At 64.8% G+C, this 13,890-nt stretch carries 12 protein-coding genes; 10 read left to right on the top strand and 2 right to left on the bottom strand.

The window, feature by feature from the left end; all coding sequences use genetic code 11:
- The first annotated feature begins 101 nt into the window (after positions 1-101).
- A complete protein-coding gene (gene purU / locus ACE10X_RS29140; RefSeq protein WP_375763228.1) occupies positions 102-965 on the top strand; it encodes a formyltetrahydrofolate deformylase in 864 nt (287 codons plus the stop codon).
- 60 nt (positions 966-1,025) lie between these two features.
- On the opposite strand, the gene ACE10X_RS29135 is transcribed toward purU, so the two are convergent.
- Positions 1,026-1,304 (bottom strand): hypothetical protein, encoded by a 279-nt coding sequence (locus ACE10X_RS29135; protein WP_038388553.1) that lies wholly within the window; start codon positions 1,302-1,304, stop codon positions 1,026-1,028.
- A gap of 378 nt (positions 1,305-1,682) precedes the next feature.
- Here ACE10X_RS29135 and ACE10X_RS29130 point away from each other — a divergent pair, with 378 nt between their 5' ends.
- From ACE10X_RS29130 to ACE10X_RS29105, 6 genes are all read left to right on the top strand, one after another.
- Entirely contained in the window at positions 1,683-2,864 is a 1,182-nt protein-coding gene (locus ACE10X_RS29130) for an ABC transporter substrate-binding protein (protein WP_038388545.1), read from the top strand.
- A gap of 208 nt (positions 2,865-3,072) precedes the next feature.
- Positions 3,073-3,942: a branched-chain amino acid ABC transporter permease gene (locus ACE10X_RS29125; protein ID WP_038388544.1), complete on the top strand. Its 870-nt coding sequence runs from the start codon at positions 3,073-3,075 to the stop codon at positions 3,940-3,942.
- 7 nt (positions 3,943-3,949) lie between these two features.
- Positions 3,950-4,981 carry a branched-chain amino acid ABC transporter permease gene (locus ACE10X_RS29120; RefSeq protein WP_375763227.1) on the top strand — a complete coding sequence of 344 codons (1,032 nt, stop codon included), beginning with the start codon at positions 3,950-3,952 and terminating at the stop codon, positions 4,979-4,981.
- The gene (locus ACE10X_RS29115; RefSeq protein ID WP_038388542.1) at positions 4,978-5,730 is read left to right on the top strand and encodes an ABC transporter ATP-binding protein; all 753 of its coding nucleotides are present in this window, start codon (positions 4,978-4,980) and stop codon (positions 5,728-5,730) included. Before ACE10X_RS29120 ends, ACE10X_RS29115 begins: the two co-directional genes overlap by 4 nt.
- Positions 5,723-6,439: an ABC transporter ATP-binding protein gene (locus tag ACE10X_RS29110; RefSeq protein ID WP_038388541.1), complete on the top strand. Its 717-nt coding sequence runs from the start codon at positions 5,723-5,725 to the stop codon at positions 6,437-6,439. The genes ACE10X_RS29115 and ACE10X_RS29110 overlap by 8 nt, the downstream gene beginning before the upstream one ends.
- 43 nt (positions 6,440-6,482) lie before the next feature.
- Positions 6,483-7,601, top strand: a complete 1,119-nt coding sequence (locus tag ACE10X_RS29105; RefSeq protein ID WP_038388540.1) for a cobalamin-independent methionine synthase II family protein — start codon at positions 6,483-6,485, stop codon at positions 7,599-7,601.
- A gap of 128 nt (positions 7,602-7,729) precedes the next feature.
- Here ACE10X_RS29105 and ACE10X_RS29100 read toward each other — a convergent pair whose 3' ends face one another.
- The gene (locus tag ACE10X_RS29100; protein ID WP_375763226.1) at positions 7,730-9,457 is read right to left on the bottom strand and encodes a caspase family protein; all 1,728 of its coding nucleotides are present in this window, start codon (positions 9,455-9,457) and stop codon (positions 7,730-7,732) included.
- Positions 9,458-9,654: 197 nt separating this feature from the next.
- On the opposite strand from ACE10X_RS29100, the gene ACE10X_RS29095 reads away from it, so the two are divergent.
- The 3 genes from ACE10X_RS29095 (at position 9,655) to ahcY (ending at position 13,821) form a co-directional block, all read left to right on the top strand.
- A complete protein-coding gene (locus ACE10X_RS29095; RefSeq protein ID WP_038388537.1) occupies positions 9,655-11,010 on the top strand; it encodes a hypothetical protein in 1,356 nt (451 codons plus the stop codon).
- A gap of 60 nt (positions 11,011-11,070) precedes the next feature.
- Positions 11,071-12,267, top strand: coding sequence for a methionine adenosyltransferase (gene metK, locus ACE10X_RS29090; protein WP_028338318.1), 1,197 nt, complete (start codon positions 11,071-11,073; stop codon positions 12,265-12,267).
- Positions 12,268-12,393: 126 nt separating this feature from the next.
- Entirely contained in the window at positions 12,394-13,821 is a 1,428-nt protein-coding gene (ahcY, locus tag ACE10X_RS29085; RefSeq protein WP_375763225.1) for an adenosylhomocysteinase, read from the top strand.
- Positions 13,822-13,890: the final 69 nt, after the last annotated feature.

Here is a 13,890-nt window from a genome sequence, read left to right as displayed (position 1 = left end):
GATTTGACCCCCGCGCCGGGATTGGCGCAAGGCCGCCTGCGGTGTAGACGAGGGCCGAAAATGACCGTTCCACCAATCTGCTCAAGCTTTGGTCAATTGGCATGCCCGACCATCAATTCGTTTTGACCCTGTCCTGTCCGGATCGTCCGGGGATCGTCTCGGCGGTCTCGACGTTTCTCGCCCATAACGGCCAGAACATCCTGGACGCCCAGCAGTTCGATGACGTCGAAACCGGCAAGTTCTTCATGCGCGTGGTGTTCACCGCGGCCGACCTCGCGGTCGAGCTCGCGGCGCTGCAGACCGGCTTTGCCGCGATCGCCGAACGGTTCGGCATGGAATGGCAGATGCGCGATCGCGCCACCCGTCGCCGGGTGATGCTATTGGTGTCGAAGTCCGATCACTGCCTGGTCGACATCCTCTACCGCTGGCGCACCGGCGAGCTCGAAATGATCCCGACCGCTGTTGTCTCCAACCATCCGCGCGAGACCTACGGCTCGCTCGATTTCGGCGATATCCCGTTCCATCATCTGCCGGTGACGAAGGAGACCAAGCGGCAGCAGGAAGACGCGGTGTGGAAGCTGGCCCAGGACACCAAGACCGACCTCGTGGTGCTGGCCCGCTACATGCAAATCCTGTCGGACGAGATGTCGGCGCGGCTGTCGGGCCGCTGCATCAACATCCATCATTCCTTCCTGCCCGGCTTCAAGGGCGCCAAGCCTTACCATCAGGCGCATGACCGCGGCGTCAAGCTAATCGGCGCCACGGCGCATTACGTCACCAGCGATCTCGACGAGGGGCCGATCATCGACCAGGACGTCGAGCGTATCAGCCATCGCGACACGCCTGAGGATCTCGTGCGCAAGGGGCGCGACATCGAGCGCCGGGTGCTGGCGCGCGCGATCCGCTACCATCTCGCCGATCGCGTCATCCTCAACGGACGCAAGACCGTGGTGTTCGTCGACTGATCCGCGCTTCACTCGGCCAGCACAAGGCGATGCGGGCTCTGCGGCCAGCCGAGCGTGCGCTCAGCGGGCCGCGTCCTGCGGTGCCGTTGCCGGCTTCGCCTCGTCGCCGCGCTGGGCCGCAGGCATCAGCCGCTTGCGTTCCCGATCCTGCATGAACTTGTCGTATTCCGGGGTGCCCGGCCGCGGCGGTGCATCCGCCGGCAGGCCGCCGGCCCAGGCTGGAATGGTGTCGGCCATGCCGGCCGAGAGCTTCTGGTTCATGGAGCTGCATCCCCCGAGCGCGCCGGCCGCGAGCGCGATGGCAGTCAGGACAGCGATGGGACGCGTGATGATTGGCATGGGAGGCAAGATACGGCCCTGGTCTTTATGGATGATGATCTTGTGCGCGACCGTTCGGCTGCAATTGTGCTTGTTTGTTGACATTGTCGCTGCGTTTGTACGATCGTACAAATGAATCGAGCCGGCGGCGGCCTTGAATGCGCGAGACCGCCTCTCGCAGAGGCATTGAGTCTTGTGGAGCGGTATTGGTATCCTGATACTTGTCACTGCAGCCAATCCCGATCGCCTCGCGCGCCGCACACGTCCATCGTCCGATTGACAGAGGGCACGGGGAGACGCCTTGTCGCGTTGCGGCTTGGCCGTGCATGCTTGAGTTAAAACAAGGCAAGAGCCGGGACCAAGGCTCGATGCAGAAGAACGGAAGGGGGAGGGACGTCGATGTTCAATCGTCGCAAAATGTTGCTGTGGGGCGCCGCTTCGGCCGTGCTTCCCGGGTTGTGTGCCAGCGTGCCGGCGTGGGCGGACGACGTTGTCAAGATCGGGCTGATCCTGCCGATGACCGGCGGCCAGGCCTCGACCGGCAAGCAGATCGATAACGCCATCAAGCTCTACATGCAGCAGAAGGGCGACACCGTCGCCGGCAAGAAGATCGAGATCATCCTGAAGGACGATGCCGCGGTGCCCGACAACACCAAGCGGCTCGCGCAGGAGCTGATCGTCAACGACAAGGTCAATTTCATCGCCGGCTTCGGCGTGACGCCCGCAGCGCTCGCCGCGGCGCCGCTGGCGACGCAGGCCAAGATCCCGGAAGTCGTGATGGCGGCCGGCACCTCGATCATCACCGAGCGTTCGCCCTACATCGTGCGTACCAGCTTCACGCTGGCGCAGTCCTCCACCATCATCGGCGACTGGGCGGTGAAGAACGGCATCAAGAAGGTCGCGACGCTGACCTCTGACTACGCGCCCGGCAACGATGCGCTGACCTTCTTCAAGCAGCACTTCACCGCCGGCGGCGGCGAGATCGTCGAAGAGGTCAAGGTCCCGCTCGCCAATCCGGACTTCGCGCCGTTCCTGCAGCGCATGAAAGACTCCAAGCCCGACGCGATGTTCGTATTCGTGCCGGCCGGGCAAGGCGGGAACTTCATGAAGCAATATGCCGAGCGCGGGCTCGACAAGAGCGGCATCAGGGTGATCGGACCCGGCGACGTCATGGACGACGATCTGCTCAACAATATGGGCGATGCCGCGCTCGGCGCGGTGACGGCGCATCTCTATTCGGCCGCGCATCCGTCCGCGATGAACAAGGAGTTCGTCGCCGCCTACAAGAAGGCGTTCGGCAACCGCCCCGGCTTCATGGCGGTCAGCGGCTATGACGGCATCCATCTGATCTACGAGGCGCTGAAGAAGACCAATAGTGCGACCGACGGCGACAAGCTGATCGAGGCGATGAAGGGCATGAAGTGGGAGAGCCCGCGCGGCCCGATCTCGATCGATCCGGAAACCCGCGACATCGTGCAGAACATCTATATCCGCAAGGTCGAGAAGGTCGACGGCGAGCTCTACAATGTCGAGTTCGCGACCTTCGAGGCCGTCAAGGATTCCGGCAAGACCAAGAAATAGCATCGTCATCGGCGGCGTGCGCTCCGGCCCTCACCACGTCATGCCCGGCCAAAAGCGCGAAGCGCGTCTTCGCGCAGGTGTGCTGGGCATCCACGTCTTTCTTCCCGCGAGCAGAAAGACGTGGATGGCCGGGACAGGCCCGGCCATGACGATGACCTTGACCTTCGAGCTGTTGTTCTTGTTGCGTCCTCACGGCTAAGCTGACTCCATGGCCTCTATCCTCACCAACCTGTTCGACGGCGTCGCCTACGGCATGCTGCTGTTCGTGCTCGCCTGCGGGCTTGCGGTGACGCTCGGGCTGATGAATTTCGTCAACCTCGCGCATGGCGCCTTCGCGATGGCCGGCGGCTATATCTGCGCCGTACTGGTGAATAATTCCGGCTGGCCGTTCTTCGCAGGCCTGCCGCTCGCCTTTGTCGGCAGCGCCGTCATCGGCATTGCGCTGGAGCGCACGCTGTACCGCCATCTCTACAGCCGCAGCCATCTCGATCAGGTGCTGTTCTCGATCGGCCTGGTGTTCATGTCGGTGGCGGCGGTGGACTACATCATGGGATCGTCGCGGATCTTCATCAAGCTGCCGGCGGCGCTGGAAGGCCAGATCGACCTGTTCGGCGTCGGCATCGGCCGTTACCGGCTGATGATCGTGGTGATCTGCGGCTTGCTCACGCTGGCGCTGCAGTTGATCCTCGCCAAGACCCGGTTCGGCAGCCGGCTGCGCGCCGCAGTCGACGATCCGCGCGCCGCGATCGGGCTCGGCATCAACGTGCCGCAGGTGTTCGCCTTCACCTTTGCGTTCGGCTGCGGCCTCGCAGGTCTCGGGGGCGCGCTGAGCGCGGAGATCCTCGGGCTCGATCCGTATTTCCCGCTGAAATTCATGATCTACTTCCTGATCGTCGTCACCGTCGGCGGCTCCTCGTCGATCACCGGACCGTTCCTGGCGTCGCTGCTGCTCGGCATCGCCGACGTCGCGGGCAAGTATTACGTGCCGAAGCTCGGACCGTTCGTGATCTACACGGTGATGATCGTGATCCTGCTCTGGCGTCCCAACGGCCTGTTCGGCCGCACCGCGGCGCGGTGAGGCGGTCATGACGGCGCTATCAGACGTTTCCACTCACGCGATGGCCAGCGCCCGCTGGCGGGTCAGCGAGGTCGCCTTCTGGGTGCTGGCGCTCGCCTGCGCCTTCCTGTTCCCGTCGCGCTATCTGATCATGACCGATATCGTGCGGCTCGGATTGTTCGCGCTGTCGCTCGACCTGATCCTCGGCTACGCCGGCATCGTGTCGCTCGGCCACGCGGCGTTCTTCGGCGTCGGCGCCTATTCGGCTGGCTTGCTGGCGCTGCACGGCATCATCAACGAACCCGTCATTGCGCTGGTTGCCGCCGGTCTGGTTGCGGCGCTGCTCGGTTTCCTGACCAGCTTCCTCGTCATCCGCGGCGTCGACCTGACACGGCTGATGGTGACGCTCGGCATCGCATTGCTGCTGGAAGCGCTCGCCGAGCGCTTCTCCAACATCACCGGCGGCACCGACGGCCTGCAGGGCATCGAGATACAGCCGATCCTCGGTTTGTTCACCTTCGACATGTTCGGCAAGACCGGGTTCTTCTACTCGCTGATCGTGCTGTTCATCCTGTTCCTGCTCGCCCGCCGCGTGGTGCATTCGCCGTTCGGCCTGTCGCTGAGCGCGATCAGGAACAATCCGCTGCGCGCGGCCGCGATCGGCGTGCCGGTCAACCGCCGCCTGATCGCGGTCTATACGCTCGCCGCCTTCTATGCCGGGATCGCCGGCGCGTTGTTCACCCAGACCACGGCACTCGCCTCGCTCGACGTGTTTTCCTTCGAGCGCTCCGCCGACCTGATGCTCGTGCTGGTGATCGGCGGCACCGGCTACCTCTATGGCGGGCTGATCGGGGCCGTCGTGTTCAAGATGCTGCTGGAGGCGTTTCAGAGCATCACCCCGCAATACTGGCTGTTCTGGATCGGCCTCGTGCTGGTCGTGATCGTGCTGGTCGGCCGCGCGCGCATCCATCGCTGGGTACTGTTCGTGCCGAACCTGATCATCCGCCAGTTCGCCGGTCGCAAGGCTGCCGTCGCCGTGCCGGAGAGCGACGCGTCATGACGATCGCGCTGGAAACACGAGGCCTCGAAAAATCCTTCGGCGCCCTTCGCGTCACCCGCGATCTTTCGCTGAAGGTGATACAGGGCGCCCGCCACGCGCTGATCGGGCCGAACGGCGCCGGCAAGACCACCGTGATCAATCAGCTGACCGGCGTGCTGACGCCGAACAGCGGGCGCATCCTGCTCGAAGGCAACGACATCACCGGCCTGTCCGTGCACAAGCGGGTGCTGCGCGGGTTGTCGCGCACCTTCCAGATCAACCAGCTCTATCCCGACCTGACCCCGCTCGAGACCATCGGGCTTGCGGTCTCCGAACGGATGGGCCGCGGCGGCGACTGGTGGCGACGGATGGGGACGCGGAGCGACGTCAATGCCGAGATCGCCGAGATCCTGTCGCGCTTCCATCTGCTCGACGTGATGACGGAGCTCACCTCGACCTTGCCCTATGGCAAGCAGCGCCTGCTCGAGATCGCGGTCGCGATCGCCGCCAGGCCGCGGGTGCTGCTGCTCGACGAGCCCGCGGCCGGCGTGCCCGAGAGCGAGCGCCACGACATCCTCGCGGCGGTCGCGGCACTGCCGCGCGACGTCACCGTGCTCCTGATCGAGCACGACATGGATCTGGTGTTCTCCTTCGCCGACCGCATCTCGGTGCTGGTCAATGGCGGCCTGCTCACCGAGGGCGCGCCCGACGAGGTCGCGCGCGATCCGCAGGTGAGGGCGGTCTATCTCGGCGAGGCCGCCGATGCCTGACCTTCTTTCCATCCAGGGCCTGCGTGCGGGATACGGCGAGGCGGTGGTGCTGCCCGATATGTCGCTGGCGCTTGCCGAGGGCCAGGTGCTCGCGCTGCTCGGCCGCAACGGCACCGGCAAGACCACGCTGATCAATTCGATCGTCGGCATCGTCAGGCGCCTCAGTGGCAGCCTAGCGCTCGCAGGCCGCGACATCACGGCGATGCGACCCGATCAGCGCGCCCGCGCCGGGATCGGCTGGGTACCGCAGGAGCGCAACATCTTCCGCTCGCTGACGGTGGAGGAGAACATGACCGCGGTGGCGCAGCCCGGGCCGTGGACGGTCGAGCGGGTATACGAGATGTTTCCGCGGCTGCAGGAGCGGCGCCGCAATTTCGGCAACCAGCTGTCCGGTGGCGAGCAGCAGATGCTGGCGATCGGCCGCGCGCTGACGCTGAATCCGAAAGTGCTGCTGCTCGACGAGCCGACCGAAGGCCTCGCGCCGATCATCGTTGAGGAATTGTTAAAGGCGATCGGAACCATCACGCGCTCAGGCGGCATCTGCTCGATCATCGTCGAGCAGAACGCGCAAAAGATTCTGGGGCTCGCCGACCGCGTTGTGATATTGGAACGCGGCACGATCGTGCATGATGCCGCAAGCAGCGCGCTGAAAGCCGATCCCTCCGTCCTCGAGCGCCACCTCGGCGTCTCCGGGGCCAAGGCACATTAGAAGGCACACTAGAAGGCACACTGGAAACGTCCGGGAGTTGACCATGCAGCGAACCAAGCCTCCGTTCCGCGCCGACGAGGTCGGCAGCCTGTTGCGGCCGCCGAAGATCAAGGAGGCCCGCGCCAGATTGGAGAAGGGCGAAATCTCGGCCGACGAGCTGCGCAAGGTCGAGGACATGGAAATCGAGAAGGTTGTACACAAGCAGGCCTCGGTCGGCCTGAAGCTTGCGACCGACGGCGAGTTCCGCCGCTCCTGGTGGCACTTCGATTTCCTCAGCCATCTGACCGGCTGCGAGCTGTTCCATCCCGACATGGGCATCCAGTTCGCCGGCGTGCAGACCCGGCACGACGCCATCAGGGTGATCGGCAAGCTGGATTTCTCCGATCATCACCCGATGCTCGATCACTTCCGCTTCCTGAAGAAGTACGCCGACCAGGCGCACGTCACGCCGAAGATGACGATCCCCTCGCCGGCGGTGCTGCATTTCCGCGGCGGCCGCAAGCTGATCTCGAAGGAGGTCTATCCGGACCTCGAGGAATTCTATCAGGACCTCGGCAAGACCTATCGCAAGGCGGTCAAGGCGTTCTACGACGCCGGTTGCCGCTATCTGCAATTCGACGACACGGTGTGGGCCTATCTGTGCTCGCAGGAGGAATTGCAGAAATCGCGCGACCGCGGCGACAATCCGGACGGTTTGCAGGAGATCTACGCCCGCGTCATCAACTACGCGATCGCCGATCGTCCGTCCGACATGGTGATCACGACCCATGTCTGCCGCGGCAATTTCCGTTCGACCTGGATCTCCTCTGGCGGCTACGAGCCCGTCGCCGAGACCCTGCTCGCCGGCACCAATTACGACGGCTATTTCCTCGAATATGATTCCGACCGCGCCGGCGGCTTCGAGCCGCTGCGCTTCCTGCCCCAGGGCAACAAGGTCGTGGTGGTCGGCGTCATCACCTCGAAGTTCGGCGAGCTCGAGAAGAAGGACGACATCAAGCGGCGGCTGGAGGAGGCATCCAAATTTGCCCCGATCGAGCAGCTCGCGGTGTCGCCGCAATGCGGCTTTGCCTCGACCGAGGAAGGCAACATTCTCTCCGAGGAAGAGCAATGGGCCAAGCTGCGGCTCGCGGTCGAGGTCGCGAACGAGGTGTGGGGGAAGTGACGCGCTAGCGTCATTCCGGGATGGTGCGCGAGCACCAGACCCGGAATGACGAGATTCCCCGGGGCGCAATTGGCCCCTGAGGTTCGACGCTGCGCGTCGCCCCGGAACGACGCTGTCCCGTCGCACCATCACTGCTCCGCCAGATAGACCTCGCCGAGCAGCGACGAGTTCGACCACGGCACCTGCTTGCCCTTGGTCGCGGCGACGACCTCGGCGCGGACCCGCGTCAGCATCTGCTGCACCTCGAGGCCGGGCGTGCCGACATGGCGCGACAGCGCCGCCGAGAACGGGCTGTTGGCGCCTTCGCCGTCGAGCGCGACCTGGCCCGGCGCGGTCGCAAACGCGATCAGCGTGCCGGCGCCGAGCGTCGAGCCCGATCCGAGCGAGGCGGGCGCGGCAAGGCCGGAACCCGCTTCGATGCCGCGGCTTGGACCCGCCGAGGCCAGCTGCGGCGCCATCGGATTGTTGCGGCAGGCATCGAGGATCAGGATGTTGGTGCGGATCTGGTCGTCGAGCCCGGCCATGATGGTGTCCATGTCGACCATCGCGTCGGTGGCGCGGCTGCCCGGCTTGAACTCGATATCGACCGGCACGAGATAGTTGCGGCCGTCGACCTGCACGCCATGACCGGCATAGTAGACCACGGCAATCTGCGACCGCGCCGCCTCGCGCAGGAAATCGTGGATCGTTGTCTGCATCGTGCCGCGATCGAGATCGAGCCCCTCGGAGACGGTGAAGCCGATGTCGCGCAGGCTCCTGGCGATGGCGCGCGCATCGTTCGGCGGATTGGGCAGCGCCTTGACATGCGCATAGGCGCCGTTGCCGATCACCAGCGCGACGCGCCGGCCGGTTGCTGCGGCCTGCACGCGTGCTGCGGGCGCAGCCGGTGCTGCGGCGGGAGCCGGCGGTGCAGGGGCAGGGCTGCTCTCGGCGGCCGGCGCCGCCGCGGTCTTGCGCGGTGCTGCGTCGGCCTCCTTGAGCAGCGCGAGCCGAACTTTCGCGGTGGCCTGGTTGGCCTTGCTGCCGGCATCGGATGCCACGCCTTCGAGCACCGAGGCGTAATCTTCCTTGGCATGCGCTGCATCACCCTTCGCTTCGTAGCTGAGGCCGCGCTGGGTATAGGCCGAGATCAACACGCTGCCGGGCGGCGTCATGATGTTGACGGGCGCTTTGGCCTTGGCGAGCCGGATCGCCTCCGACGTGTCCGTGATCGCGCGCTCGATCTCGCCCTTGGCGCGCCAGATCACCGCGCGGCTGATCAGCGGCTGCGGCAGCGACGGGTCGATCCTGACCGCCTCATTGATGTCGGCGAGCGCGCCGTCGAGGTCGCCGAGCGCCCGCTTCGACGCGCCGCGGTTCTGATAGGAGAAGGCTGACTTCGGACCGGCCTTGATCGCGGCGTCATAGTCGGCGATCGCCTTGGCATAGTCGCCCTTACTGCGATAGGCGTTGCCGCGGTTGTGGAAGATGATGCCGCTCGGCGGCCCCATGCGCAGCGCATCGTTGAAGTCGGCGATCGCGATGTCGTACTCGCCCTTGTCGAAATAGGCCGAGCCCCTGAGGTTGTAGACGGCGGTGCTGGGCTTGAGGCGCAGCGCCTCGGTGGCATCGGATATCACCTGGGCGTAGTTGCCCTTCTTGTTCCAGCCGACCGCGCGCCAGAAATAGATGGTCGCGAGCCTCTCGCCGGAAAACACCTTCAGCGCGATGATCTTGGTGCAGGCGTCGATCATCTGGTCGGCCGGCGTGGTCTCGGTCGTGCAGAGCGGGCCGAGCTCGGAGGGCGCTTGGGCGAAACAGGGCGCCGACCAGAGCAGAGCGGCCAGGAGGGCGGGGATCAGGAGCAGGCGGCGCATCGGTCATCCGGGGGTAAAGCCGTCATGGCGATCGACGACGGCAGGGCGGTCCAAGAGACGGTCCAGGGGGCGGTCCTGACTGTTTGGTGATCGGGCAGCAGAGGGGGGTTCAACTGGTGGGAAAATGGTGATAAGACGCTGCCAGTCATCATTTCTGCCCACTTCCGTCCCACTCGCCGCTGCCCACCCCAGGCGCCATGAAGAACGACGAAATCCTCAGCCAGATCACGGATTTCTGCCGCCGCTCCGACATGGCGGAGACGACGTTCGGCCGCCGTGCCGTCAACGACGGCAAGCTGGTGTACCGGCTGCGCGAGGGCAAGCGCATCACCATCGATACGCTCGACCGCATCAACGCCTTCATCGCGACCTCGACGCCGGGCGGCGTGGCGCCGCCGCGCGGCCTCGTGGTGCCGCCGGAAAAGCGCGATCCGCGGGGCAATTTCCGGTTCTTCGAGAACCGCCAGCGCTATTTGCTGTTCGTTCACACCTGCAGCGAGAAGCGGGTGATCGCCGACCGGGTCGCGCTGGAATTGGCGGCCATCCACCCGCGGCCGCCGGCGCTGCGGGTTTTCGATGCCGGGATGGGCGACGGCACGGTGCTGGCGCGGGTCCTGCGTGCCATGCATGGCCGCTTCCCACATATGCCGTTCTATGTCGCCGGCAAGGAACTGAGCCTCGAGGACGTCCGCCTTACCCTCGACAAGGTCCCTGACCGCCTGTTCGAGCATCCGGCCAGCGTCTTCGTGTTCACCAACATGTATTACGCCGAGGCGCCGTGGCTGACGCCGAAGAACTCCGCGGCGGCTGCCAGCATGATCTGGCACGAGGTAGCCCTGCGGGGCGCTTCCTCGGGCGAATTCGAGGCGCAGATCGCCGAACTCGGTCCATTCCTGGAGCAGAACTGGCGCGCCAATCTCAGCCCCGGCAATGCGATGCCGATCTATGAGCGGCCGGTGGCGCTGGTCCTATACCGGGACGATCACCGGTTCCTGCTCGATTCCATCATTCCGCGGGCCGGCCGCACCGAAGCCAATTTCGATCTTGTGATCGCCTCGCAACCCTACCGTGCCAAATCCTCGGTGAACTTCCGCGCCAAGCGGATCATCGCGCCGCTGGCCCGCGCGCTGCGCGGCGGCGGGCGGCTGATAGGAATCCACTCCCACGGCGGCGATCCCGGGCTTGAAATGATTCAATCCGTCTGGCCCGGAGAAAATCCTTTCGCCGTCAGCCGCCATGAGATACTGCGCGCGGTGAAATACGAACTGGGCTCCGCCGGCCGCGAGCTGAACTTCAACGCCTACGCCGATAACCGTTCGATCTTCCGATATGATATGGAAGCGCTGCCCAATGAGGTGACCGGCTCGATCGGAACCTCGACGGCCTTTGCTGCGTGGAATGCGGCGGTGTATGTCGCGCAGATCGAAGATGAGCGGTTGACCGAAACGACCGAAAACGGACGAGCTCTCGAGGCCACACGCGAAGTTCTCCGCAAACACAACGGGCTGTGGTTCTACGACGAATCCTACGTCATCTCGCGGCGACGAGACTGACATGCCGGGGACATATTCACCAACCAACGTCGGACTTCGACTTAACAAGGGGTTTGCTTGATGCGCGCGTCTTACCTGTTCACCAGCGAGTCGGTCTCGGAAGGCCATCCGGACAAGGTCTGTGATCGTATCTCGGATGAGATCGTCGATCTGTTCTATCGCGAGGGACCGAAAGCGGGCATCGACCCGTGGCAGATCCGCGCGGCGTGCGAGACGCTCGCGACCACCAACAAGGTGGTGATCGCCGGCGAAACGCGCGGCCCGAGCTCGGTCACCAACGACCACATCGAGAGCGTGGTTCGCTCTGCAATCAAGGACATCGGCTACGAGCAGGACGGCTTCCACTGGAAGAACTGCGACATCGAGATCCTGCTGCATCCGCAGTCGGCCGACATCGCGCAGGGCGTCGACGCACTGCAGCCGGGCGAGGTCAAGGAAGAGGGTGCCGGCGACCAGGGCATCATGTTCGGTTACGCCACCAACGAGACGCCGGACCTGATGCCGGCGCCGATCTTCTACGCCCACAAGATCCTGCGGCTGATCTCCGAAGCGCGCCACTCCGGCCGCGAGAAGGTGCTGGGTCCGGACTCCAAGAGCCAGGTCACGGTGCAGTACGAGAACGGCAAGCCGGTCGGCGTCCGGGAGATCGTGGTCTCGCATCAGCATCTGGTCGAGGACCTCTCGTCCAAGCAGATCCGCGACATCGTCGAGCCCTATGTCCGCGAGGCGCTGCCGAAGGAGTGGATCAGCGACAAGACGATCTGGCACATCAATCCGACCGGCAAGTTCTTCATCGGCGGTCCCGACGGCGACTCCGGCCTGACCGGCCGCAAGATCATCGTCGACACCTATGGCGGCGCGGCTCCGCATGGCGGCGGCGCGTTTTCCGGCAAGGATCCGACCAAGGTCGACCGCTCGGCCGCCTATGCCGCGCGCTATGTCGCCAAGAACATCGTCGCGGCCGGTCTTGCCGACCGCTGCACGCTGCAGCTCGCCTATGCGATCGGCGTGGCGCGTCCGCTGTCGATCTACATCGACACCCACGGCACCGGTAAGGTGTCGGAGGATCAGCTCGAGAAGGCGGCGGCCAAGGCGATGGATCTGACGCCGCGCGGCATCCGCAGCCACCTCGATCTCAACCGTCCGATCTACGCGCGCACCTCGGCCTACGGTCATTTCGGCCGCACGCCCGACAATGAGGGCGGCTTCTCCTGGGAGAAGACCGATCTCGTCGAGCAGCTGAAGCGCGCGCTCTGATACTTGCGTCATTCCGGGGCGCTCGCGAGAGCGAGCGAACCCGGAATCCCTAATCATCACCTCGAGATTCCGGGTTCGCCTCTTCGAGGCGACCCGGAACGACCCGTTCAACAACAGGACGCTCAAATGAACGCCCCCACGAAGCCCGGCTTCACCGACTACATCGTCAAGGACATTGCGCTCGCCGATTTCGGCCGCAAGGAGATCTCGCTGGCCGAGACCGAGATGCCCGGCCTGATGGCTACCCGCGAGGAGTATGGCCCCAAGCAGCCGCTGAAGGGCGCGCGCATTGCGGGCTCGCTGCACATGACGATCCAGACCGCGGTGCTGATCGAGACGCTGGCCGCGCTCGGCGCCGACATCCGCTGGGTCTCCTGCAACATCTATTCGACGCAGGATCACGCCGCGGCCGCGATCGCCGCCGCCGGCATTCCGGTGTTCGCCGTCAAGGGCGAGACGCTGATCGAGTACTGGGACTACACCGCAAAGCTGTTCGACTGGCACGGCGGCGGCACGCCGAACATGATCCTCGATGACGGCGGCGACGCCACCATGCTGGTGCATGCCGGCTACCGCGCCGAGCAGGGCGACACCGCCTTCCTCGACAAGCCGGGCTCCGAGGAAGAGGAGATCTTCTACGCGCTGGTCAAGCGCCTCCTGAAGGAGAAGCCGAAGGGCTGGTTCGCCGAGATCGCCAAGAACATCAAGGGCGTCTCGGAAGAGACCACCACGGGTGTGCATCGCCTGTACGAGATGGCCAACAAGGGCACGCTGCTGTTCCCGGCGATCAACGTCAACGACAGCGTCACCAAGTCGAAGTTCGACAACCTCTATGGCTGCCGCGAGTCGCTGGTCGACGGTATCCGCCGCGGCACCGACGTGATGCTGTCGGGCAAGGTCGCGATGGTCGCGGGCTTCGGCGACGTCGGCAAGGGCTCGGCCGCCTCGCTGCGCCAGGCGGGCTGCCGCGTCATGGTCTCCGAGGTCGATCCGATCTGCGCGCTGCAGGCGGCGATGGAAGGCTATGAGGTCGTGACCATGGAAGACGCGGCGCCGCGCGCCGACATCTTCGTCACCGCCACCGGCAACAAGGACATCATCACCATCGAGCACATGCGCGCGATGAAGGATCGCGCCATCGTCTGCAACATCGGTCACTTCGACAACGAGATCCAGATCGCTTCGCTGCGCAATCTGAAGTGGACCAACATCAAGCCGCAGGTCGACGAGATCGAATTCCCCGACAAGCACCGCATCATCATGCTGTCGGAAGGCCGGCTCGTGAACCTCGGCAATGCGATGGGTCACCCGTCCTTCGTGATGTCGGCCTCCTTCACCAACCAGACGCTGGCGCAGATCGAGCTGTTCGCCAACAACAAGGACAGCAAGTACGCCAAGAAGGTCTACGTGCTGCCGAAGACGCTGGACGAGAAGGTCGCCCGCCTGCACCTCGCCAAGATCGGCGTCAAGCTGACCGAGCTGCGCAAGGACCAGGCCGACTACATCGGCGTCAAGCAGGAAGGTCCGTACAAGTCGGATCACTACCGCTACTGAGCTGCTGCCATTGCGATCGATCAAGTCAGAAGCCCCGGCATCGGCCGGGGCTTTTTGCTGAAGGCGCGT

The organism is Bradyrhizobium sp. Pha-3 (assembly GCF_042258325.1).
Taxonomy (GTDB): domain Bacteria; phylum Pseudomonadota; class Alphaproteobacteria; order Rhizobiales; family Xanthobacteraceae; genus Bradyrhizobium; species Bradyrhizobium elkanii.
Note: the sequence above shows the minus strand (reverse complement) of the source record. Positions and strands in the feature narration are given on the sequence as shown.